Origin of the sequence: Novosphingobium sp. NBM11 (genome assembly GCF_015390225.1) — a bacterium.
In the GTDB taxonomy this organism is placed as follows: Bacteria; Pseudomonadota; Alphaproteobacteria; order Sphingomonadales; family Sphingomonadaceae; genus Novosphingobium.
Map to the genome: position 1 here is coordinate 2,155,210 of NZ_VUOG01000001.1, position 20,829 is coordinate 2,176,038.

The 20,829-nt window shown below is 67.0% G+C and carries 20 protein-coding genes and 1 tRNA gene; 8 read left to right on the forward strand and 13 right to left on the reverse strand.

All coding sequences use genetic code 11. The features are described 5' to 3' along the window. Positions 1–50: 50 nt before the first annotated feature. The 4 genes from F1640_RS10320 to F1640_RS10335 all read left to right on the forward strand — a co-directional run bounded on the left by F1640_RS10320 (position 51) and on the right by F1640_RS10335 (position 5,067). Positions 51–2,102: a tetratricopeptide repeat-containing sulfotransferase family protein gene (locus F1640_RS10320; RefSeq protein WP_194919049.1), complete on the forward strand. Its 2,052-nt coding sequence runs from the start codon at positions 51–53 to the stop codon at positions 2,100–2,102. Continuing rightward, the gene (locus F1640_RS10325) at positions 2,099–3,271 is read left to right on the forward strand and encodes an aspartyl/asparaginyl beta-hydroxylase domain-containing protein (RefSeq protein ID WP_194919051.1); all 1,173 of its coding nucleotides are present in this window, start codon (positions 2,099–2,101) and stop codon (positions 3,269–3,271) included. The genes F1640_RS10320 and F1640_RS10325 overlap by 4 nt, the downstream gene beginning before the upstream one ends. 11 nt (positions 3,272–3,282) lie before the next feature. Continuing rightward, positions 3,283–4,758, forward strand: coding sequence for a tetratricopeptide repeat protein (locus tag F1640_RS10330; RefSeq protein ID WP_194919053.1), 1,476 nt, complete (start codon positions 3,283–3,285; stop codon positions 4,756–4,758). A gap of 66 nt (positions 4,759–4,824) precedes the next feature. Then, entirely contained in the window at positions 4,825–5,067 is a 243-nt protein-coding gene (locus F1640_RS10335) for a hypothetical protein (RefSeq protein WP_194919055.1), read from the forward strand. 49 nt (positions 5,068–5,116) lie between these two features. On the opposite strand, the gene F1640_RS10340 is transcribed toward F1640_RS10335, so the two are convergent. The 7 genes from F1640_RS10340 to F1640_RS10370 all read right to left on the reverse strand — a co-directional run bounded on the left by F1640_RS10340 (position 5,117) and on the right by F1640_RS10370 (position 11,052). Then, positions 5,117–6,961 (reverse strand): hypothetical protein, encoded by a 1,845-nt coding sequence (locus F1640_RS10340; RefSeq protein ID WP_309229242.1) that lies wholly within the window; start codon positions 6,959–6,961, stop codon positions 5,117–5,119. Beyond that, positions 6,958–7,371, reverse strand: a complete 414-nt coding sequence (locus F1640_RS10345) for a GtrA family protein (RefSeq protein WP_125954284.1) — start codon at positions 7,369–7,371, stop codon at positions 6,958–6,960. The genes F1640_RS10340 and F1640_RS10345 overlap by 4 nt, the downstream gene beginning before the upstream one ends. A 58-nt stretch (positions 7,372–7,429) precedes the next feature. Further along, entirely contained in the window at positions 7,430–9,073 is a 1,644-nt protein-coding gene (locus F1640_RS10350; RefSeq protein WP_124810078.1) for an NAD(P)/FAD-dependent oxidoreductase, read from the reverse strand. Positions 9,074–9,176: 103 nt separating this feature from the next. Next, positions 9,177–9,854: a PilZ domain-containing protein gene (locus F1640_RS10355; protein WP_223806700.1), complete on the reverse strand. Its 678-nt coding sequence runs from the start codon at positions 9,852–9,854 to the stop codon at positions 9,177–9,179. 168 nt (positions 9,855–10,022) lie between these two features. Then, positions 10,023–10,107, reverse strand: a tRNA-Leu gene (locus F1640_RS10360). 145 nt (positions 10,108–10,252) lie between these two features. After that, positions 10,253–10,534 carry an integration host factor subunit beta gene (locus tag F1640_RS10365; RefSeq protein ID WP_124810079.1) on the reverse strand — a complete coding sequence of 94 codons (282 nt, stop codon included), beginning with the start codon at positions 10,532–10,534 and terminating at the stop codon, positions 10,253–10,255. 158 nt (positions 10,535–10,692) lie between these two features. Beyond that, complete coding sequence (locus F1640_RS10370) at positions 10,693–11,052, reverse strand: GntR family transcriptional regulator (RefSeq protein WP_125954285.1); 360 nt, start codon at positions 11,050–11,052, stop codon at positions 10,693–10,695. A gap of 273 nt (positions 11,053–11,325) precedes the next feature. Here F1640_RS10370 and F1640_RS10375 point away from each other — a divergent pair, with 273 nt between their 5' ends. The 4 genes from F1640_RS10375 to F1640_RS10390 are packed head-to-tail and all read left to right on the forward strand — an operon-like array spanning position 11,326 to position 16,654. Continuing rightward, a complete protein-coding gene (locus F1640_RS10375) occupies positions 11,326–13,122 on the forward strand; it encodes a peptide MFS transporter (RefSeq protein WP_194919057.1) in 1,797 nt (598 codons plus the stop codon). Between the two features lie 42 nt (positions 13,123–13,164). Continuing rightward, positions 13,165–14,565, forward strand: coding sequence for an amidohydrolase (locus tag F1640_RS10380; protein WP_255530339.1), 1,401 nt, complete (start codon positions 13,165–13,167; stop codon positions 14,563–14,565). Beyond that, on the forward strand, positions 14,562–15,941 hold the full coding sequence (locus F1640_RS10385; protein ID WP_194919060.1) for an amidohydrolase family protein: 1,380 nt from the start codon (positions 14,562–14,564) through the stop codon (positions 15,939–15,941). Before F1640_RS10380 ends, F1640_RS10385 begins: the two co-directional genes overlap by 4 nt. 35 nt (positions 15,942–15,976) lie before the next feature. After that, on the forward strand, positions 15,977–16,654 hold the full coding sequence (locus tag F1640_RS10390) for an NnrU family protein (RefSeq protein ID WP_194919062.1): 678 nt from the start codon (positions 15,977–15,979) through the stop codon (positions 16,652–16,654). A 36-nt stretch (positions 16,655–16,690) separates the two neighbouring features. Here F1640_RS10390 and F1640_RS10395 read toward each other — a convergent pair whose 3' ends face one another. The 6 genes from F1640_RS10395 to sufC form a co-directional block, all read right to left on the reverse strand. Next, positions 16,691–17,053: an iron-sulfur cluster assembly accessory protein gene (locus F1640_RS10395; protein ID WP_194919064.1), complete on the reverse strand. Its 363-nt coding sequence runs from the start codon at positions 17,051–17,053 to the stop codon at positions 16,691–16,693. Then, positions 17,050–17,562 (reverse strand): GNAT family N-acetyltransferase, encoded by a 513-nt coding sequence (locus F1640_RS10400; protein WP_194919066.1) that lies wholly within the window; start codon positions 17,560–17,562, stop codon positions 17,050–17,052. The genes F1640_RS10395 and F1640_RS10400 overlap by 4 nt, the downstream gene beginning before the upstream one ends. Beyond that, a complete protein-coding gene (locus tag F1640_RS10405; protein ID WP_194919068.1) occupies positions 17,562–18,053 on the reverse strand; it encodes an SUF system Fe-S cluster assembly protein in 492 nt (163 codons plus the stop codon). The genes F1640_RS10400 and F1640_RS10405 overlap by 1 nt, the downstream gene beginning before the upstream one ends. After that, entirely contained in the window at positions 18,050–19,231 is a 1,182-nt protein-coding gene (locus F1640_RS10410) for a cysteine desulfurase (protein WP_125954338.1), read from the reverse strand. Before F1640_RS10410 ends, F1640_RS10405 begins: the two co-directional genes overlap by 4 nt. Positions 19,232–19,347: 116 nt before the next feature. Beyond that, entirely contained in the window at positions 19,348–20,088 is a 741-nt protein-coding gene (locus tag F1640_RS10415; protein WP_194919070.1) for a SufD family Fe-S cluster assembly protein, read from the reverse strand. Beyond that, a complete protein-coding gene (gene sufC, locus F1640_RS10420; RefSeq protein ID WP_194919072.1) occupies positions 20,085–20,828 on the reverse strand; it encodes a Fe-S cluster assembly ATPase SufC in 744 nt (247 codons plus the stop codon). The genes F1640_RS10415 and sufC overlap by 4 nt, the downstream gene beginning before the upstream one ends. Position 20,829: the final 1 nt, after the last annotated feature.

A 20,829-nucleotide genomic window follows, 5' to 3' on the forward strand; every position in this document is an offset into this window, starting at 1 on the left:
CTTTTTTACGTTTATGGACAGCGTGTCCTGAAGACGGCAGGATTTGATTGATGGCAGTTTCCGCTTCGCCCCAGACCTTGCAGCAGATCGCGGCGCACGCGCGGGCGGGGCGCCTCGATGTCGCGGCTACGCTGGCGGCATCCGCGTGGGTTGCCCATGCGGGAGACCCGGTTCTGGCGGGATTGGCCGGCGCCGTCGAAATGCACCGTGGCCAATATGCACGGGCGGCGGACTATCTGACCGCGGCGTTGCGCGCGCGGCCGGATGATATCGCGGCGCGCGCAAACCTTGCGGAATGCCTTTTCCGTACCGGCCGGACCGCGGAAACGCTGCAGTTGTGCGATGCTCAATCCGCGCGGGCCGATCGCTCGCTGCGGCTTGCGCGTCTGGGTGGCGCGCTTGCCCAGGAAGCCGGCGATGCGCCGCGCGCGATCGAGCTGTACAGGATCGTCGTCGCCGAACAGCCCGAAGACTGGAGCACCTGGAACAACCTGGGCAATGCGCTGTCCGACGTCGGTGATCATCACGCGGCGACGGCGGCGTTGAAAAAGGCGCTGGCTCTTGCGCCGGATTCCCAGCCGATACGGGTGAACCTGGGCAATTCGTTGATGGAGGTGGGCGAGGTCAACGAGGCTGAAACCCTGTTGCGGGATGCCGCGCTGGCGGTGCCTGAGGATCCCGCGCCGCTGCTGGCGCTGCACGGCCTCTATCGGCGCGCCGGATATGACACCGCCGCGTTCGAGGCCTTGCGCGATGCCGCCGGTCGTGCGCCGCAGGATGCGGCGCTGCAAAGCGAATTCGGGCTGGAGGCCGCCCGGATCAATCTCTACGAGGATGCGGAACGCGCCTACGAAACGTCCATAGCAATCGATAACGGACACGCGCCGGCTTATGTAGGGCTTGCCTCGGTATACGAGCGCGTCAATCGCGAGGCCGATCTGGAACCGCTGCGCGCGCGCGCGATCGCGGTGGGGATCGACGGTCCGCCCATCGATTTCATCGACGCGCTGCGCCTGAAGCGCGCGGGCCGCAACGACGATGCGCTGGTTGCGCTGGAGCGTGCCGGCGATGTCGTTTCCGGCGCCTGGCGCGAGCATTTGCGCGGGCTGATGCTGGACCGCCTGGGCCGTTATGACGAGGCGTTCGAGGCGTTCGAGGCAATGAACGCCTTCTGGCGCGACGATCCCAGCGATCCCACCGGCCGTGCGGCGAAATACCGCGGCGGCGTTGCCGCCAACACGGCGATCCTGACGGCGGATTGGGTCCGCACCTGGACGCCGTTCGATCCCGAGCCCGGTGATTATCCCGCGCCGATCTTCCTTGGCGGATTCCCGCGTTCCGGCACCACGCTGCTTGATACGATGCTGATGACCGACCCCACGACAGTGGTGCTGGAAGAGCAGCCCTTCATTGTGGAAATCGAGCAGGAACTGGGCGGGCTTGCCGGTATGGCGCAGGCGGACGCCGCGGTACTGGCGGCGGCGCGCGCGCGCTACTTCGAACGCGTTGCCGCGCATACCAGGCTGACGCCGGGCATGGTCATCGTCGACAAGCAGCCGCTCCATACCAATCAGGCGGCGGCGATCCACCGGCTTTTTCCCGAGGCGCGGTTCGTGCTTGCAATGCGCCACCCGTGCGATGTGCTGTTGAGCTGCTTCCTCACGAACTTCCGAACCAACAACGCGATGTCGAGCTTTCTCGATCTGCGGGATGCCGCCAGCCTCTATGACCTCACCTTCTCGCACTGGGAGAGGACGCTTGCGCTGTTCGACCTGCCTGTGCGGACGGTGGTTTACGAACGGCTGGTAGAGGATACGGCGCGCGAACTGCGTCCGCTGTTCGACTGGCTGGGCCTGGCCTGGCCGGAAGAGGGGCTCGACCACCGGGAGGCCGCGCGCGCGCGGGGCATGGTGTCGACCGCCAGTTATGCGCAAGTGGTCGAACCGGTGTACCAGCGCTCAGCGGGGCGCTGGAAGCGTTACGAGCGGCATCTGGCGCCGATCTTCGATACGATCCGGCCGTGGGTCGACCGGTTCGGCTATTCGCTGGACGACGGGCGCATTCCCGAATGGCCGGCCTCGGCGGAGACGGCATCCGCATGATGCCTGCTGCGCCGGACCCCGGGCTTCTGGCGCAAGCCGATGCGCTTGTCCGGCAGGGCGATCTGCCTGGCGGGGCCGGCGTGCTGGAGCAAGCGTTGTCCGGTGGCGGGGGCGCGCCGGCGCATTGGCTGCAACTGGCCGGTCTGCGCCGGGCCATGCGTCAGCCGCGCCGTGCGCTGGACGCCGTCCAACAGGCGCTGGCGCTCGCGCCCCTGGATTTCCTGGCGCTGGTCCTGCGCGCCAGCCTGCTGGAGCAAATGGGCGATGACCACTGCGGGCAGGCCTGGGACGAAGCCTTGGCCCAGCGCCCCTCCGGCGATCTGGGAGCGACTCTGACGCCGGTCGTCACGGCCGGGGAAAAGGTCCGCGACGCATGGCTAAGGCAGCGCGAAGACATGATGCGCAACGCCATCCGGGCGCAGGAGACCGCCGCCGACGGCGATACCCTTTGGCGGATGAACCGGTTTCGCGACAACATCCTGCACAAGACGAAGGTGTTCCACAGCGAACCGACCCATTTCCATTATCCCGGGCTTGTGGAGCGGGAGTTTCATCCGCGCGAACATTTTCCGTGGCTTTCGGATCTGGAGGCGGCAACGGACGCAATCCGCGAGGAAATGCGGACGGCGATGGCATCGGAACGGTCCGAACTGCTGCCTTACATCCAGTATCAGGACCATGAAGCGCTGGCGCAATGGCGGCCCCTGAACCGGAACAGGGACTGGACGGCCATCCACCTGTTGCGCCAGGGACAGGCTGTCGCGCAAAACGCCGGCCAATGCCCCGTGACGATGGAACTGCTGGGGCGCCTGTCGCAGCCGGACATCGCCGGCGCTTCTCCCAACGCGATGTTTTCGTTGCTGGCGCCCAACACGGCCATTCCCCCGCATGTGGGCGTGAACAATGCGCGCCTCGTCTGCCATCTGCCGCTGGTCGTGCCGGACGGTTGCTGGTTCCGCGTGGGTGCGGAAACGCGGTTCTGGCGCGAAGGCGAAGCCTTCGTCTTCGACGACACGATCGAGCACGAAGCGATGAATCCGTCGGATCGGCTGCGCGTCGTGCTGATCTTCGACGTCTGGCATCCCGGTTTGACCGAGCTGGAGCAAAGTGCTGTCAGTGCCGTGATCGCGACGGAGGTGGTCGATGCTCCGCGGCGCTCCGATCTGTGAGGGCTGAGGCGATGAGCGGCGGTTCAAGGCACGAGGCCGATGATCTTCTGGCGCTGGCATCGCGCGCGCTCGACAACCGGCAGGAGGCGCAGGTGGAGCCTGTGCTGGCAGCCTATGCGCGCGAACATCCGCGCGATGCCCGCGTTTTGCATTTCCTGGGCTTGCTGCGACGGGAACTCGATCGGCGCGAGGAGGCGCTGGAAGCGCTGCAGGCCGCCCGCCGCATCGCGCCCTCGGACGCGCGGCTGGCGCACGCGCTCGCGCATGTCTCGCTGGAAGCGGGGGTGCCTGCCGTGGGCCTGTTCGAGCAGGCGATTGCGCTTGCGCCCTCCGATCCGGACCTGCGCCTGGGCCTCGCGTCGGCGCGTCTGGCGGAAGGAGAGGGCGACCGGGCGCTCGACGAGCTTGGCACTTTGCTTTCGGGCAATGCCGGCTGGGTGGACGGGCACCGCCAGTTCGCCCAGCTGGCCATGCTTGTCGGCCGGGCGGATTCGGCCCTGGCCAGCATCGACCGCGCGCTGACCGTTCACCCGCGGGCGGAAGTATTGCACGTGCTTGCCATCGACCTGCTTTCCGACGGGGAACGATATGCGGAGGGGCTTGGCGCGGTCGATCGGGCGCTGGCCCGGTGTGCCGCCACACCCACCTTGCTGTTGCGCCGGGCGGCGCTGCTGGACGATCTGGGTGACCACGGCTCCGCCGCGGCGGTATTTGAGCCGCTGGGGCAGGGCACGGAACCCGAACATGCCATCTGGCGCACGCGTCATCTCTTGCGGACAGGGCAGGTTGGGCAAGCCTGCGCGGAAATCGAACCATGGCTGGACAAGACCGGTGCGGAGGCCTTCTGGCCCTACGCGTCGCTCGCGTGGCGTCTGGCAGGCGATGCGAGGGCGGAATGGCTCGAAGGCCAGCCGGGCCTGATAACGGTGCATGACCTGCCGTGCGATGCCGCCGCGATGCATTCGCTGAAGCGCGAACTGGAAATGCTGCACGCGCGGGCGGGGCGCTTCATGAACCAGTCCGTGCGCAAGGGCACCCAGACGGACGGCCCCCTGTTCGCGCGGATCGATTCCGGGATCTCGGCCTTGCGGGAAAAGGTGCGCGCGGCGGTCGCCGATCACGTGCGGGGGCTGGGGGCTTCCGATCCCCGCCATCCCGTTCTGGCGCAATCACGCGAACATGACCCCCGCTTCGCCGGCAGCTGGTCCGTCCGCTTGCGCGACGCCGGGTTCCATGAAAGCCACCATCATCCGCAAGGCTGGATCAGCGGCGTGTTCTACGTCTCGCTGCCGGAAGCCTTGCCCGAGGACGATGGCTGCCTTGTTCTCGGCGAGGCTCCCGCATCTCTGAAGCTGGGTCTTTCGCCCATCAAGGTGATAAAGCCGGTGCCGGGCCGACTTATGCTGTTTCCGTCACAGATGTGGCATTCGACACGCCCCTTTCTCACCGGCGACCGGCTAACGGTGGCGTTCGACATAAAAAGGTGACATCATCGGGGCATAGCACTTCATCGCTGCCCGTGCCGGGTACGATGGATTTTGAACGGGTGTGAAATGCTGTTTACCATCATTGCCGGGACAGTTCTGACGATAACCGCACAAGCCGCCGCGGCCACACCAGCCAACGCGGACGCGGATACGGACCCGATGGTGTGTCAGAAGGTTCCGGAACTGGGCTCGCGCATACGAGCCAAGCGTATCTGCATGCGGAAGAGCGAATGGGAAGCCCAGCGCCGGTCCGACAAGATGATGATCGATCGGTCGCAGACGCAGCAGCGGCTGGATGGCGGCGGCTAAACCGGGCCGGCGTCTTCTTTCAAGCCACCGTCCGCGCGCAGTTCTCTGATCAATCCACCACGCGCCAGAACCGCAGGTGCGAACCCGGCGCGGGATCGATCGGTTGCAGCCACGCGGGCGGCTTGCCCTTCAGCAGGCGCGCGGCGAGCCCGTCCGGGGCGGCGTCGGCGTAATACTGCGGCTCGTTGATGTCGGGACAGAGCACAACCATCGTCGCATGGCGGCGCCGGACGATCGCGTGCGCCTGTTCGGGCCTGCCGATAAAGGCGTCGATCACGTCGCGCATGGCCGCCGATCCGCGATGGTGGCCGGTGGCGATCACGCGGTGGTGTGAATAGACCAGCAGATTGGGACCAATGTCGAGCGGCGCGAACAGGTCGGTCGGGGGCAGCCTGTCGAGCGCCCTGGCGGCCTGCGCGTATTGGCAGCGGGTGACGTGGAAGGCGGTGTCCGGCTTGTCGTGGCTGGCGGGGCTCCACGCGTTCCACAGGAACACGGGCAGCGCGGGCAGCAGCACCACGGCGGCCGCGGCATAGCCCGCGATGCGCGCGGAAACGCCGCGTGTACGCAAGGCCGTGATGCCATCGCGCACCAGCGCGGCGACCGGCACGGCCGCAAAGACGCAGGCGGTGCCCGAAGCGCGCGCGACCAGCAGGCCCACGCCATAGGCGCCCAGCAGCACGAGCAGGAGATCGAGCCACAGCAGCCGTTCCGGCGCGGAGGAGGCGCGGCGCCAGTACCATGCCGTCGCCAGCAGGCCGAACAGCGGGGTGAAGATCATCGTCACCGCGTTCAGCGGCGGCATGTTCCACACCGGCAGGCCTTCCTTGACCGCGCTGTACCAGTATTTACGGACGACAGGGTCCATTTCCGCGAACGCGCCGGTGCCGCATTGCGGGGCGACCAGCAGCAACAGGCCGAGCGCGCCCGCGCCGATCACCGCCAGCGCGCCGATCTGAAGCACCAGCGGGCGCGGCGCGGCCAGGCGCAGCGCGTTGGCGCCGATGGCGCCCCAGACAAACACCGCGAGATACACCGGCGATATCGCATCGCAATGGTTGATCGGGTCGAGCAGGCCGCGCGTGCCCAGGAACAGGGCGATCGAGCCGAGCGCCAGCGCGGTGGCGGCATGGGCCAGCCAGGCGTGGCGTTCGCCGGGATTGCGCAGGCCGCGCAGCGCGCACACGCCCAGGAACAGCGCGGCGACTGGCAACCCCTCGATCGAGATCGCCAGTTGCGCCGCCAGCGCGAGGCCGATCACCGTGCCCCCGCGCCGCGCATCGCGCGCGGTCAGGCCGTTGAAGGCCGCCAGCGCCAGCACGATCTGCCAGCCGTGGTGATCGATGCGCATCGGCATGAACTGGAACAGCACGGGGCTCGCGATCGCGCCGACCAGGCAGGCGATGCCGGCCACTTCCTGATCGAACAGCCGCACGGCGAGGCGCGCGATCAGCAGCAGCGCGCAGAGCAGCGTCAGCAACGGCACGGCGACCAGTGCGACCGTCTCTGCTCCAGCGGCGCCCACCAGCGGGCGCAGCAGCAGGATCAGGCCGGCAATCGGTATATCGACCAGCCGCGACCAGTGCATCGGCACGCCTTCGGGCGCGGCGACGCGATACTGGTGGACGTCGAACCAGTTTTGCCCGCCCAGCAGATCGCGCACTTCCAGCAGCCGCAGCGCATCGTCTGGATCGGCGAAGCGCGTCGTGGCGATCGCGGTGCGCGTGGCGGTGAACAGGATGACGCACAGCACGAGCCATACAAGCACGGCACGGACCACGGTGGGCCAGCCGAAGCCGGATATGCCGCCGGCCGTCGTCCCGCCACGGGTCGCGCCCGTGGTCGGTAACAGGCCCCGGCCGGGGATGGCGGCTTTGAAACCCGGTCCGTTCACCGGAAGACGACCCGCTTGCGCAGGAGCCACGTGGTGGCGAAGCTGGCGACGATGGCGGTAACCTTGGCGACGCGCGGATCGATCCCGACCGCCGTGAACGCGCCGACGATCACCGTCGTCAGCCCCAGCCCGATCAGGGCGGAAACGACGAACATGGCCTTTTGGCGCGTGCGGGCGGGACCAGCCATCGCCACCTGGTCCGCGAAAACCTTGCGGCTGGACAGCAGCCAGTGGGCCGCGATGCCGAAGGTATAGCCGATGGCCGAGGCCGCAATGGCGGGAAGGCCGGCTTCGAGCAGGGCCAGGAAACATCCCATATCCACCGCCAGCGCGCCGATGCTGGCCAGCAGGTAACGCACCAGCGTGGCCTGCCGCAGGCGATGGAACAGCGGAAGCACGACCTCGGTCATCGATGGCGATCCTTCAGGCGGGCGCGGCGAACAGGACGGGGCGGTCAGGACGGGGCGATCAGGCGGCGCGGCGGCCGGGCTTGCCCGAGACGGGTGCTTCCGCGGTGGCGGGGATGCGTTCCGGCACATCGCGCACCGAAGCGAGCGCGGCGGCCTGATCCTCGCTGAGCGGCGCGCGGCCGGCGGGCAGCGCCTGCTGTTCGCCTTCGTCGCCTGCCTCGTGGTATTCGGCGTCCTCGTTCACGCACCAGATGTCATAGACACGGCGTTCGGCGATGATGTTTTCGACCGTGAGCATCGCGGTCATCATCGCGTGATCCTGGTTGTTGTAACGGTGCATCCCGTTGCGGCCCACAAGGTGCAGCGTGGGATAGGCCGCTTCCAGTTCGGCCCGCATCGCGGCGACATTGGCGGCATATTCGTCGTCATAGACCGGATAGGCCTTTTCCTGGCGCACCACCACGCCGCCGATGACCTGTTCGGGGCGGACAAGGCCAAGAATGGCCATTTCCTTCGTCGCCAGTGCGATCAGCGCCTCGTCCGACGCGGCCCAGAGGTCGTCGCCTTCGAAGCAGAAGTATTCGAGGCCGACGCAGGCGACCGATTCGTCCGGCACCATCTCGGGCGACCACGAACGGAAGTTCTGGATGCGGCCGACCTTCACCTTGCTGTCGTGGATGTAGATCCAGTTGTCGGGGAACAGGTCTTCCGAACGGATCTTCAGGGCGACGGTGAGGAAATCGCGATAGCGCAGCCGGTTGGCTTCCAGCGTGGTGGCAGGCAGCGGATGCAGGCGCGTGGCCAGTTCGCGCATCGGCGCGGAACTGATCGCATGGCGGGCGCGGATCAGCGTTTCGCCCTGCACCGTGCCATCGGCGTCGATGCGGGTGGCGGAAAGGCGCCAGCCACCCTGGCCATCGCTGGCCAGCTGCTTCATCGCGTGGCCCATCAGCACATGGCTGCCGGCGGCGATCACCTTGTCGCGCGCGGCTTCCCACATCATGCCGGGGCCGAGGCGCGGATAGCGGAACGTTTCCAGCAGGGTCTTGGTCTGCATGCCGTCATTCGGCCGCTTGTTCAGCCCCAGGCTGCGCTTGAGGCCATCAAGCACCGCGGCGCCCAGCGACAGGCCCTTGATGCGCTGGGCGGCCCAGTCGGCGCTCATCTCGTCACAGGGCATGCCCCAGACCTTCTCGGTATAGGTCTTGAAGAAGATCGAATAGAGCTTCCAGCCGAACTGGTTGGTGGTCCAGTCCTCGAAGCTTTTGACCATCTTTTTCGGGAAGGCCTTGGCCTTGGCGAAGCTGGCCATGCACAGCGTGGAGCGCACGATGCCGAGGTTCCACAGCGCCTCGAACGCACGCAGCGGATAGCTGTAGAACTTGCCCTCGTAGTAGATGCGGCTCATGCGCGGGCGCTGGATGAAATCGTCGGGCAGGATCTCGTTCCACAGGTCGACGACCTGCTTGCTTTTCGAGAAGAAGCGGTGCCCGCCAATGTCGAAGCGATAGCCGTCGTGTTCGACGGTGCGGCTGATGCCGCCGACGTAGCGCGTGTCCTTTTCGATCACGGCCACGCTGTAGCCCTGCTTGGAAAGAAGATATCCGGCGGTGAGTCCGGCGGGTCCGGCACCGATGATCGCGACATCGACATCGTATTGCTGGCTGGAACCAACCGAAGGGCACCCTACGTTAACCATCATATTTCCCCGTCCACGCGGTTTCTCTGCCACAGGAAATGAAGGAAATTGGCTAAGGGGTGGTTAACGACCCCTCCGAAACGGGAGGGTTCACCGCGCGAATTTCTCAGCCCGCGCGGCTGGCCGAATCGCCGCTGTCCGGCGCCTGCTGCGCGTCCGGGGCCGGCTGCAGCGTGGCGGAAATGCGCGCCAGTTCATCGAGCTTGAAGGTCTGCTCGAACAGCAGGCCGTAATGCGGGTGATTGCGCCAGCGGACCTTGGCGTAGATCGGCGGCAGCGCGCTTGTTTCGATCCGCACCAGCTCGTTGATGAGCAGCCACTTCTCGCTTTCGATGCGCGCGCCCTGCTGCGAGATGTTGTCGAACGAAACCGGGACTGTTTCCCCGCCCGAATAGAGCAGACCCTCAAGCGCGATGCGCAGCCGCACCTGCCGCTTGGCGTGGTTGCCCTGGTTCTCGTGGAGCAGCCGCTCGACGTCGATGGTTTCCACAAAGCGCACGCCAACGTGGTCGTCGGCGGCCCATACCACTTCGATCGGATAGCGTTCGCCACTGCCCAGTTCGACCATCAGCGATTTGTGCTCGGGCAGCGGCGTGAACAGGCGAACCTTGAGGCCGGTGGCCGAAGCGTCGCGGATGATGCACAGGAATTCGCGGCCATCGGCGATCAGCTTGGCGGCACGGATCAGCAGCGTGAAGCGGGGGGCGGCGCGAAGTTCGGCGCCGACAGGCAGGGTCTGCATGTCCTGACGCGGAGGCGTCGGCAGATCGTGTTCCTGGGCCAAGCCCTGTCCCCTTGTACGCTATCTGTTGGTATTCGCGCCGGGCGCACAGGCGCCCTGACCGACGAGTTCAATAGCGGGCAAAGTCTTTCCGGGCGGTTACCATGACGCCGTTCGATCCCAGATTATTTCATCAGCACAATTACCTAGGCGGATGAAATATCTCGGAAATGGTGCGGACAGCGGGACTCGAACCCGCACGGGCTATGCCCAAGGGATTTTAAGTCCCCTGCGTCTACCATTCCGCCACGTCCGCCGAATGGGTGATGGAGCGATTGGCACAACGACACCACCGCCGCAATGCAGTCCGCCGATTATGTTCGGGAGGAGCGGGTTTGCTGGAAGCCGGTCCGGCGTCGCTGGATCGCGCGCCGGACCATGCTTCATCCGGTCCGGCCGGGTCAGTCCGCGTTAAGGCGCTGGCGCATTTCCTTGCCGGGCTTGAAATAGGGCACGCGCTTGTCCGGCACGTCCACCGCTTCGCCGGTGCGCGGATTGCGGCCCTTGCGGGCTTCCCGTTCCCGCGTGGAAAAGGCGCCGAACCCGCGCAGCTCCACCCGGCCGCCTTCGGCAAGGCGCTTGGCGATCTCGTCGAAGAACACGTCGACGACCCGCTCGATTTCCTCGGCACGCAGACCGGGGCTTTCCCGCCCCAGTTCCTGCAGCAATTCAGACCTGATCATACCTACCCTCCGCCGATGCCTGACGGCATCCCCAAGAAGAAAGCGAAACCGCTTTCCCGCGTCATATCGACCCCCATCGATGACGTGGTCGGGGATTTTGCCAGACAGCGCGTTGCTGCACAATCTATCGATTGTGAGGGAACCGTTGCGAAATGGTGCTATTTGACCGATTCAGGGGCGTTTTCATGCAATAAAGCGTCCGCATCCAGCCCCAACCGCCGGATTCGGCTGGCGATGTGGGGCCATTCGTCGCTCAGGAAGGCCTGCCGTTCGCGTTCGAGCAGGATTCGCGCCGCGCCCGGAGCGACGAACATGCCGATCCCGCGCTGCACATGAACGAGCCCTTCGTCCTGGAACTGCTGGTAGGCCTTGGCCACTGTCAGCGGGTTGGCGCCCTGCTCGGCGGCAAACGCGCGGACGGACGGCAGCATGGCCCCATCCGGGTAGCGGCCTTCGATAATGGCGGCGGCGATCTGGTCGCGCAACTTGAGGTAGACGGGGCGGCTGGCCATGCTCATGGTGATCTAGTGGCATAATACAGCTTGGCACGCAAACGGTATGCGGCGGGCGTTCTGTGCACTTTTCCAGCGCAATATTATGTCGCGCATCACCGGTTCGCGCGCGGCGCGTGCGGAGGCGGCCGGTTGCGGGCCGCATGATCGTGTCGAACTGGTTTCGCGTGCGATTAGTTTCTTCTCTTGCCGGCATTTGACGCTAGTTTGCGCGCCATGGACGACGCCGGCGCCGCGCCGCGGCCGGCGTCCCGACGGTTTGTGGAGAGCATTGCCCCGATGACAGTTTCACACGATGCGGCGCCGCCCGTTTCCGGTACGGCGGATGCCAGCTGGTTCGGCCATCCCCGCCAGCTCGCCCGCCTGTTCACGACCGAGGCGATGGAGCGGTTCGGCTACTACGGCATGCGCGCGCTGCTGACGCTCTATCTCGCGCAGCATTTCCTGTTCAGTGATACCACGACGACCGGCATCTATGGCGGCTTCACCGCGCTGGTCTATCTCACCCCGTTGATTGGCGGCTTGATGGCCGACCGCTTTCTCGGCTCCAAGCGCTCGGTCAAGTTCGGCGCGATCCTGATGAGCCTGGGTTATGTCGTGCTGTGCCTCTCCAGCAGCGGCGGCGCGGCGAAGCCCTTCGCGCTGATCGATGGGCAGCGCTATGAAGTAACGGTTTCCGGGACCGGCGATGCCCGCAAGCAGTATGTCAGCGATCAGGGCGCGGCGCTGCAGATCAAAGGCAACGAAGACAAGTCGATCTCGCTGTTGCGCGCCGACGGCAGCGAGGCGCGCCGCATCGCTCCCGGCAAGTTCGAACCGGGCGGCGAACGCTCCGCGCTCTTCACCTTCTTCCTGATCCTCGGTCTAGCGCTTGTCACGGTCGGCAATGGCTTCTTCAAGCCCAATATCGCCACCATCGTGGGGGAACTCTATGCGCAGGGCGACCTGCGGCGTGATGCCGGCTTCACCATCTTCTACATGGGCATCAACCTCGGCTCGCTGTTCTCGCAGATCCTGTGCCCGCTGCTGGCCGTCGGCATGGGCTCATGGGGTGGGCTGGGCTGGTGGGCGGGCTTTGCGCTCGCCGCGGCCGGCATGGGAGTCGCGTGGCTGCTGTTCCAGTTCGATGGCGGCAAGCTCGATGGCTTCGGCGAACGGCCGGCGGACGCCGACCCGTCGCGCGATGCCCTGGTCTATATCGGCGCGCTGGCGGCGGTGCCGCTGGCATATCTGCTGTTCGCCAATCTCATGGCCTATGTGAAGCCGCCCGAAAGCGCCGGCCTGCTGGGCTATATCGCCAGCCTGCCGATCATGGGCAAAATCATGTTCGGCACGTTTCTCGTCGCCGTGCCCGGCATCCTGTTCTGGTCGTGGCGCAACGGCGATGCGCGCGAGTTCCAGATGATGGTTGCGGCCATGGTGCTCATCACTTTCAACACGGTGTTCTGGACGCTGTTCGAGCAGGCGGGCTCCTCGCTCACGTTGTTTGCCGATCGCAACACTGACATGAGCGTATTCGGCCTGTTCTCGATCACCGCCGGGCAGACGCAGTTCTTCAATGCCTTCTTCATCGTGGCGCTCGCGCCGCTGTTCTCGATGATGTGGGGAGCCCTTTCCCGGCGCGGACTGGAACCGGGCATTCCGGTCAAGTTCGGCATAGCGCTGATCGGCGTGGGCCTGGGTTTTCTGGTCCTGGTCTGGGGCGCGCAGTTTGCCGATGGCAACTTCAAGGTCGGGCTGTGGTGGCTCGCCGGGCTCTACCTGATCCATTCGATGGCGGAACTGTGCATTTCGCCAGTGGGCCTATCGATGGTCACCAAGCTTTCGATCGCGCGTATCGTGGGCATGATGATGGGAACCTGGTATCTTTCCATCGCGGTCGCGCAGTATGTTGCGGGTGTTGTCGCGCAGTTCGCCAGTGTCGAGACGGTGGGCGGCGAGGTGACCAATCTCAAAGTCAGCCTTGAGACCTATGTCGGTGTGTTCCAGACCATCGGCGAAGTTTCGGCTGTCATCGGCGTGGTCCTGCTGCTGCTGGCCGTGCCGCTCAAGCGACTGATGCACGGGGTGCAGTAAGGGACAGTGGGGAAAACGGTGGGGAAACGCATGATGCGGCGAATGGGAAGAACGGCGGGGCACGCCCTGGCAGGCCTCGCGCTGGCGCTGGCATTGCCCTTGGGCACGAGCGCCGGGCTGGCGAAATCGAAGGACGAGAAGACCGCGCCCGCGCCCGCCTGGAATGAAAATCCCTACCCCTCCACCTATCGCGCCTATCCGGGCGAGCCGGTCGCCATCGTCGGCGCGACGGTGTTCGACGGCGCCGGCGGGCGGATCGACAACGGCACCGTGCTGGTCGCCGACGGCAAGGTCCAGGCGATCGGCGATGCCGCGCTGGCGGTGCCGGCCACCTATCGCCGGATCGATGGCACGGGCAAGTTCGTGACGCCGGGCGTGATCGACATTCACAGCCACCTGGGCGTCTATCCCAGCCCCGGGGTCGATGCCCACCAGGACGGCAACGAGATGACCAGCCCGACCACGCCGCAGGTCTGGGCCGAACACAGCGTCTGGCCGCAGGACCCCGGCTTTTCGCGCGCGCTGGCCAACGGCGGCGTCACCACGCTGCAGATCCTGCCGGGATCGGCCAACCTGATCGGCGGGCGTTCGGTCGTGCTCAAGAACGTGCCATCGCGCACGGTGCAGGGCATGAAGTTTCCCGATGCGCCCTATGGCATGAAGATGGCCTGCGGCGAGAATCCCAAGCGGGTCTATGGCGCGAAGGGGCAGATGCCCTCGACGCGCATGGGCAACTTCGCGGTCGATCGGCAGACATGGATCAAGGCCGCCGAATACAAGCGCAAGCGCGATGCCGGCAAGCTGGAGGAGCGCGATCTCGGCATGGAGACGCTGGCCGACGTGCTGGCCGGCAAGATCCTGGTGCAGAACCATTGCTACCGCGCGGACGAGATGGCCTTCGTGATCGATATGGCCCGGGAGTTCGGCTACAAGGTCAGCGCGTTCCACCACGCGGTGGAAGCCTACAAGATCGGCGATCTGCTGAAGCAGAACGATATCTGCGCGGCGGTCTGGGCGGACTGGTGGGGCTTCAAGATGGAAGCGTTCGACGGCATTCCCGAGAACGCCGCGCTGCTGCAGGATGCCGGCGTCTGCGTGATCATCCATTCGGACGACGATTACGGCATCCAGCGGCTGAATCAGGAAGCGGCCAAGGCGCAGGGCGATGGCCGGCGGATCGGCATCGCGATTCCCGACGAGCAGGTGGTCCGCTGGTTCACGCTCAATCCCGCCAAGGCGCTGGGCATCGATGCGAAGACCGGCAGCCTGGCCGCCGGCAAGATGGGTGACGTGGTGCTGTGGAACGGCAATCCGCTGTCGGTCTATGCCCGGCCGGAAAAGGTCTGGGTGGATGGGGCGCTGCTGTACGACGCGCTCGATCCCAAGCGCCGGCCGGTGTCCGATTTCGAACTGGGCCTGCCCGGCGAGGGAGACGTGAAATGATCGCGCGCAGGATCAGGCGCGGCGCGGTGGCGCTGCTGGCCGCGACGGTGGCCATGCCGGCATTGGCCCAGACGCAGGCCCGGATGCAGACATCGGCGGATTGGGCGATCGTCAACGCGCGGGTCGCGGTGGGCGACGGAAGCGCGCCGATCGAGAACGGCGTGGTCGTGGCGCGCGGCGGCAAGATCGTGGCGGCGGGCGCCGGCGTGGCCGTGCCCGCGGGCGTGCGGGTGATCGACGCCGGCGGCAAGTGGGTCACGCCGGGGCTGGTGATCGCGGTGACCGATCTGGGGCTGGTCGACGTCGGCGCGGTTTCGGAAAGCAACGACGACGATGCCGACAAGGCGGTGTTCAACGCCGCGCTCGATGTCTCGGTGGCGATCGACCCCGATGCACCGCCGGTGGCGGTATCGCGCACGGGCGGGGTGACCCGCGCGGCGGTGGCGCCGGTGGCCGGCAACGCGATCTTCGCGGGCCAGGGCGCGGTGATCGATCTGGCCGCGACCGCCGATCCGGTCACGCGCGCGCGGGCGTTCCAGTATGTCGAACTGGGCGAGCGCGGGGCCAGCCTGGCCGGCGGCAGCCGCGTGGCGGCGCAAGCGCTGCTGCGCAACGCGCTGCGCGAGGCGCGCGAGCTGGATCGGCGCGCCGGGCTGTCCGCCCCCGGCGTGGCGGGCGGCGATCCGCGCATGGTTTCGTCCGTGCAGGGGCAGGCGACCGACACGCTGCTGACGCGCTTCGATGCGGCGGCGCTGGTGCCGGTCGTCACCGGGCGGCAGCCGCTTTACGTGCATGTCGATCGCGCCGCCGACATTCGCGCCACGCTGGCGCTGAAGCGGGAATTTCCGGCGCTGCGCCTGGTCGTGGTCGGCGCGGCCGAAGGCTGGCGCGTGGCGGGCGAACTCGCTGCGGCGCAGGTGCCGGTGATCGCCACCGCGCTGACCGACCTGCCTGGCCGGTTCGAGACGCTGGCCGCCACCCAATCGAACGTCGGGCGGATGAAGAAGGCGGGGGTCAAGGTCGCCATCGGCAATTTCTACGATGGCGAGCAGCCGCGCTATGCGCCGCAATATGCCGGCAACCTCGTGGGCGTGGCGCGCGTGCCGGGCGCCACCGGGCTGACCTGGGGCGAGGCGCTGGCGGCGATCACCTCGGTCCCGGCCGAGATCATCGGGGAAGGCGATCACTTCGGCAGCCTGAAGCCCGGCCGGGCGGCGGACGTTGTGGTGTGGGATGGCGATCCGCTGGAGGTTACGTCCGGCGTGGTCGCGGTTTATGTGGACGGTGTGGCCCAATCGCTGGTCAATCACCAGACGCGGCTGCGCGACCGCTATCGGCACCCGCAGGAAGGGAGCTTGCCCAAGGCCTATCAATAGACGCGGCGGACCGCCGCGCGGGAGGGAGAACGAACATGGATGCTTCGGTCGTGATGCTCGTGGCGGCGTCGACAGCGTTTGTCGGCACCCATTTTCTCCTGTCGCACCCCTTGCGCGCGCCGCTGGTCGGGGCGCTGGGGGAACGGGGCTTTGCCGGGGTCTATTCGCTGGTCGCCTTCGCCACGCTGGGCTGGGTGATCGTGGCCTTTCGCGCCGCGACGCCGGGGCCGCTGCTGTGGAACGGATGGGCCGACGCGCCCTGGCTGGTGGCCAGCGTGCTGACCGTGCTGGCGATGGCGCTGCTGCTGGCCTCGCTCATCGGCAACCCGGCCATGCCCGAGGCGTCGATGGCAGGCTTGGCGACCCGCGAGGCGCGCGGCGTGTTCCGCGTAACGCGCCATCCGATGATGATGGGCTTTGCCCTGTGGGCCGTGGCCCACGTGATCGTGGCGCCCAGCGCGCGGGTTATCGTGCTGGCGGGGGCGATCGCGGTGCTGGCGCTGGTCGGCGCGCATATGCAGGATCGCAAGAAGCTGGCGCTGCACGCCGATGCCTGGCGCGCCTGGTGCGGCCGTACCGCGTACTGGCCGCATGTGGGGCGGCTGGCCGATCTGGGCTGGTTCTGGCTGGCAGGCCTTGCCGCGTGGATCGGGGTGACCTGGCTGCACCTGCGGCTGTCGGGCATTCCCGCCGGCCTGTGGCGCTGGTGGTAATGACCGGAACCGGCAGCACCGGCTCCGCGAAAAAGATCAGATCGTGAAGCTTTCGCCGCAGCCGCACGTGCCCTTGGCATTGGGGTTCTGGAACACGAAGCCCGCCTGGAAATCGTCTTCCACCCAGTCCATCGTGCTGCCGACGAGGTAGAGCACCGATGCACCATCGATGAAGAACGTGCCGCCGGGCGTTTCGATCCGTTCGTCGAAGCCGCTGGCCTCGTTGACGTAGTCCACCGAATAGGCAAGGCCCGAGCAGCCCCGGCGCGGGGTCGAAAGTTTCACCCCGATCGCGCCATCGGGCGCCGCCTGCATCAGCGTGGCGATCCGCGCTTCGGCCGACGGCGTCAGCAGGACGGCGGCGGGCCGGGGGCGGCGGGTGGTCGTGGTTGTCGTCATGTCAGCCTCTTCTGCCAGAACAGGGCATGTCCGGCCTGGGGATCGAGCGTGTAATCGCCATAGCCAAGCGCGGCATAGACCGCCTTGGCGCGTTCATTGCCGCTCAGCACTTCGAGCGTGACCTTGCATGCACCGATCGCGCGCGCCTCGTCCTCGATGGCGGCGAACATGGCGCGGGCGATGCCGTGGCCGCGATGGCCGGGCAGCACGACCATGTCGTGAATGTTGACCAGCGGGCGCGCCGCGAAGGTGGAATAGCCGGTGAAGCAGTTGCTGAGACCCACCGGCTGGCCATCGATCCGCGCGATCAGCGAAAAGGCGCCGGGATGGCCGGCGAGGCCATCGACCAGCCGCGCCTTCACGTCGTCGGCCAGCGGCGCGCCGCCGCCCATCGGATCGCGCGCATAGGCATCGAGCAGCGTGACCACGGCATCGGCGTCGGCCGCGTTGCCATAGTCGGCGCGCGTCACCGTCAGGCCGTCTGCAAGCGTGGTCGCCGCCGTGGCCATCACAGCATGCCCAGTTCGAGCTTGGCTTCGTCGCTCATCTTCTGCGGGTCCCACGGCGGGTCCCAGACGAGGTTCACCTCGGCGTCGCGCACGCCCGGCACCGCGCCCACGCGCAGTTCCACTTCGCCCGGCATCGATTCGGCGACCGGGCAATGCGGCGTGGTCAGCGTCATCGTCACGGTGGCATGGCCATCGGCGGTCACGTCCACGCCGTAGATCAGCCCCAGGTCATAGATGTTGACCGGGATTTCTGGGTCGAAGATTTCGCGCAGCGCGTCGATCACCGCTTCGTAGGTTTCGCCGCCCGGCTCGCCCGCGCTCACTCCCTGCGGCTTTTCCGCCAGGAAGCCTTCGAGATAGTCGCGCTTGCGCTCCAGCTTCTCGGCCGGCGTTTCAGGCGGTTCGGGAATGTCTTCCACGCGGGCGCGGCGCGGCGCGGCCACGTCTTCGACTTCTTCCACGGTGAACCTGGGTTCCTCACCGTTCGTCATCCGAAAATCCTCATCGTCCGTTCGATGCCGCGCACCAGCGCGGCGATATCGCTGTCATCGCTGTAGATGCCGAAGCTGGCGCGGGCCGTGGCGGGAACGCCAAGATGGTCCATCAGCGGCTGCGCGCAATGGTGCCCTGCGCGGATCGCCACGCCTTCCTCGTCGAGGATCGTACCAAGGTCGTGCGGGTGCACACCTTCCAGCGCGAAGCTGACGATGCCGGCGCTGTCCTCGGGGCCGAACAGGCGGACCGAATTGAGCCGCGAGAGTTCGCCACGCGCCCGCGCCACCAGCGCGGCTTCGTGGGCGTGGATCGCGTCCAGCCCGATGCCTTGCACGAAATCCACCGCCGCGCCGAAGCCGATCGCCTCGACGATCGCGGGCGTGCCCGCCTCGAAGCGTTGCGGCGCGGGGGCATAGGTCGTTTTCGCGAAGGTCACCCGGTCGATCATCGAGCCACCGCCCTGCCAGGGCGGCATGGCATCGAGGATGTCGGCCCTGGCCCACAGCGCGCCGATGCCCGTCGGCCCATAGAGCTTGTGTGCCGAGCAGACGTAGAAATCGCAGCCGAGCGCCTTCACGTCCACGGCGAGGCGGGCGACGGCCTGGCAGCCATCGAGCAGGATCTTGGCACCGACGGCATGGGCCAGCTTCACCGCCTGTTCCACGGGAAGCATCGAACCGAGCACGTTGGACACATGCGCGAAAGCCACGAGCTTGTGCGCGGGGGTGAGGATGCGTTCGGCCGCTTCCAGATCGATGCGCCCGTCCGGCGTCAGCGGGCAGACGTCAATTTCCACGCCGGTCCGTTCGCGCAGCAATTGCCAGGGCACGATGTTGGAATGGTGCTCCAGCACCGAAAGCAGGATGCGGTCGCCGGCCTTCAGATTGGCCTGCCCCCAGGTCTGCGCGACCAGGTTGATCCCCTCGGTCGCGCCTCGCGTGAACACGATCTCGCCCTCGTCCCCGCCCAGCAGACCGGCGACCTTGCGCCGCGCGGCTTCGAACGCCAGCGTCATGTCGGCCGAACGGGTATAGACCCCGCGGTGGACGGTAGCGTAGTCCGCGCCCATCGCGTGCGTCACCGCGTCGATCACCTCTTGCGGCTTCTGCGCGGTGGCGGCGGTATCGAGATAGTGCCAGCGGCTGCCGTCGGGATTGCGCAGGCCGGGCCAGATGTCCCCCTCCCGCTTGCGGGAGGGGCCAGGGGTGGGCTGATCCTGGGTGAGCGCCGCGACAGGCCCACCCCCAACCCCTCCCGCATGCGGGAGGGGAGAAAGATGAGTCTCGCCCGTCACAGCAGCCCCTCCAGCGCCTTGAGCGCGGCTTGCGTCAGCGCGTCCTCGTCGGCCGCGCCGACGAAGGCTTCGGCGATGAACGCCTGCAGCATCAGCTTCTTCGCGTCCGCCGGGGGAAGCCCGCGCGATTGCAGGTAGAACAGGCCCTGCGCGTCAAGCTCGCCCACCGCGCAGCCGTGCGCGCATTTCACGTCGTCGGCGAAGATTTCGAGTTCCGGGCGTGCGTTGGCGGTCGCCGTCCGGTCGAGCAGCATGGCGCGGACCGATTGCTCGGCATCGGTGCCAATCGCGCCGCGCGCCACGGCGACGCGGCCGAGATAGGTGCCGGTGGCATGGCCGCCCAGCACCGAACGCACGATCTGGCGGCTCTGCGCGTCGGGCTCGGCGTGTGTCACCTCGGTCACCACTTCAAGCGTCTGCGCGCCGCCGCCCAACTGCGCAGCGCCCAGCGTGAAGTCCGCGCCCTTGCCCAGCGTGACGGTCACGCCGATGCGGCCATAGGCAGCCCCGGCGTTGAGCAGGCGCAGGTCGAACACCGCGCCGTCTTCCAGTGTGATCGCGATCTCGCGCGCTTCCGGGCCGTTGCCGTCGGCGATGAGCGACAGGGCGGCGCTTTTCCCGGCGGGCACGCGGACGACTTGCACCGCCGCCGGCCACACCGTTTCCAGCGCGGCCAGATCGGCGTAGCGATAGCCCTCGTCCTTGCGGGTGGGCAGGGGCAGGGCAGCCGCGTTCACGCCGCCACCGCCTCGTAACCATGCTGTTCGAGTTCGAGCGCCAGTTCGGGGCCGCCCGACTTCACGATGCGGCCGCCGGCCAGCACGTGCACGAAGTCCGGCTTCACGTAATCGAGCAGGCGCTGGTAATGCGTGATCAGCAGCACCGCCTTGTCCGGCTTGCGCATGATCGCGTTGATGCCTTCGCCGCAGATGCGCAGGGCATCGATGTCGAGGCCCGAATCGGTTTCGTCCAGAATCGCCAGCCGGGGATCGAGAATCCCCATCTGCACCATCTCGGCGCGCTTCTTCTCGCCGCCCGAAAAGCCCACGTTCACCGGGCGCTTGAGCATGTCCATGTCCATGCGCAGCAGGCCGGCCTTTTCCTTGGCGAGCTTCAGGAATTCCCCGCCCGAAAGCGGCGCTTCGCCCCGGCCCTTGCGCTGCGCGTTCAGCGCCTCGCGCAGGAACTGGACGTTGGACACGCCGGGAATCTCGACCGGATACTGGAAGCCCAGGAACAGCCCCGCCGCGGCGCGCTCGTGCGGCTCCATGGCCAGCAGGTCGGCGCCTTCGAACGCGACCGAGCCGCCGGTGACCGCGTAGCCGGGTCGTCCGCCCAGCGTATAGGCCAGCGTGGACTTGCCCGCACCGTTTGGCCCCATGATCGCGTGGATTTCGCCCGCGTTCACGGTCAGCGACAGGCCCTTGAGAATGGCCTTGCCGGCGATTTCGTTGGAAAGGTTATCGATCTGGAGCATG

What these genes read in the sequence shown, in the direction of transcription:
- F1640_RS10405 (WP_194919068.1), bottom strand. Translation starts at nt 18,053, where the DNA reads ATGACGAACGGTGAGGAACCCAGGTTCACCGTGGAAGAAGTCGAAGAC.
- F1640_RS10385 (WP_194919060.1), top strand. Translation starts at nt 14,562, where the DNA reads ATGATCGCGCGCAGGATCAGGCGCGGCGCGGTGGCGCTGCTGGCCGCG.
- F1640_RS10320 (WP_194919049.1), top strand. Translation starts at nt 51, where the DNA reads ATGGCAGTTTCCGCTTCGCCCCAGACCTTGCAGCAGATCGCGGCGCAC.
- F1640_RS10380 (WP_255530339.1), top strand. Translation starts at nt 13,165, where the DNA reads ATGGGAAGAACGGCGGGGCACGCCCTGGCAGGCCTCGCGCTGGCGCTG.
- F1640_RS10330 (WP_194919053.1), top strand. Translation starts at nt 3,283, where the DNA reads ATGAGCGGCGGTTCAAGGCACGAGGCCGATGATCTTCTGGCGCTGGCA.
- F1640_RS10325 (WP_194919051.1), top strand. Translation starts at nt 2,099, where the DNA reads ATGATGCCTGCTGCGCCGGACCCCGGGCTTCTGGCGCAAGCCGATGCG.
- sufC (WP_194919072.1), bottom strand. Translation starts at nt 20,828, where the DNA reads ATGCTCCAGATCGATAACCTTTCCAACGAAATCGCCGGCAAGGCCATT.
- F1640_RS10375 (WP_194919057.1), top strand. Translation starts at nt 11,326, where the DNA reads ATGACAGTTTCACACGATGCGGCGCCGCCCGTTTCCGGTACGGCGGAT.
- F1640_RS10370 (WP_125954285.1), bottom strand. Translation starts at nt 11,052, where the DNA reads ATGAGCATGGCCAGCCGCCCCGTCTACCTCAAGTTGCGCGACCAGATC.
- F1640_RS10335 (WP_194919055.1), top strand. Translation starts at nt 4,825, where the DNA reads ATGCTGTTTACCATCATTGCCGGGACAGTTCTGACGATAACCGCACAA.
- F1640_RS10395 (WP_194919064.1), bottom strand. Translation starts at nt 17,053, where the DNA reads ATGACGACAACCACGACCACCCGCCGCCCCCGGCCCGCCGCCGTCCTG.
- F1640_RS10390 (WP_194919062.1), top strand. Translation starts at nt 15,977, where the DNA reads ATGGATGCTTCGGTCGTGATGCTCGTGGCGGCGTCGACAGCGTTTGTC.
- F1640_RS10350 (WP_124810078.1), bottom strand. Translation starts at nt 9,073, where the DNA reads ATGATGGTTAACGTAGGGTGCCCTTCGGTTGGTTCCAGCCAGCAATAC.
- F1640_RS10345 (WP_125954284.1), bottom strand. Translation starts at nt 7,371, where the DNA reads ATGACCGAGGTCGTGCTTCCGCTGTTCCATCGCCTGCGGCAGGCCACG.
- F1640_RS10400 (WP_194919066.1), bottom strand. Translation starts at nt 17,562, where the DNA reads ATGGCCACGGCGGCGACCACGCTTGCAGACGGCCTGACGGTGACGCGC.
- F1640_RS10365 (WP_124810079.1), bottom strand. Translation starts at nt 10,534, where the DNA reads ATGATCAGGTCTGAATTGCTGCAGGAACTGGGGCGGGAAAGCCCCGGT.